Origin of the sequence: Pseudomonas psychrophila, assembly GCF_001043005.1 — a bacterium.
In the GTDB taxonomy this organism is placed as follows: Bacteria; Pseudomonadota; Gammaproteobacteria; order Pseudomonadales; family Pseudomonadaceae; genus Aquipseudomonas; species Aquipseudomonas psychrophila.
Genome location: NZ_JYKZ01000058.1, coordinates 1 through 702, shown reverse-complemented (window position 1 = coordinate 702; position 702 = coordinate 1). Strand labels below are relative to the sequence as shown.

Genomic DNA, 702 nt, shown 5'->3' with positions numbered 1-702 from the left:
CTCCGATTGACCGTATGGCCAACCTCAATATCGAGCCTGGCGATCGATCGATGGCCCAACTGATTGGCGGTATCGAAAGCGGGATTCTGATGGCCACCAACCGCTCCTGGTCAATTGATGATGCGCGCAACAAATTCCAGTTCGGCTGCGAATGGGGCCAGTTGATCGAACAAGGGGAGCTCAAGGGCGTGGTGAAAAACCCGAATTACCGGGGTATTTCCGACCAGTTCTGGCGCAACCTCAAGGCCGTAGGCGACGCCAGTACCTTTAAGGTCCTGGGTACGCCGAACTGTGGCAAGGGCGAACCCAATCAGGTGATTCGTGTCGGGCATGCGTCTCCTGCCTGTGTATTCAGTCAAATTGATGTGTTTGGAGGCGATGCCTGATGAGTACCCCGTTGAGTCAGGCCGAGCAGTTCGATGCGCTGGTGCAGTGGCTGCGCCAGACAATCAAAGCCCCCGAGCAATTCACACTGGGCTACGACGCCGAAGCCTCGGAATTCATTCGTTTCAACCGGGGCCAGGTGCGCCAGGCTGGCCAGGTGCAGCAAGCCAGCCTGAACCTGAAGCTGATCAACGACGGTCGTCATGCGGATGTCCGCATCACACTGGCCGGCGAGCCAGCCGCAGACCGGCAACGGCTGACCGAAGCCTTGCAACAACTGCGTGAAACCTTGCCGCTGTTGCCTGCAGACCCGTACTT

1 protein-coding gene and 1 pseudogene are annotated in these 702 nt (G+C 58.3%); both read left to right on the top strand.

The annotated features are described in order from the left end of the window. On the top strand, positions 1-386 hold a 386-nt coding region (locus TU76_RS24045; protein WP_239660162.1), incomplete at its 5' end, for a metallopeptidase TldD-related protein. Next, positions 386-702: pseudogene (locus tag TU76_RS24040) on the top strand (TldD/PmbA family protein); the annotation flags it as partial. The gene TU76_RS24045 and the pseudogene TU76_RS24040, both read left to right, overlap by 1 nt.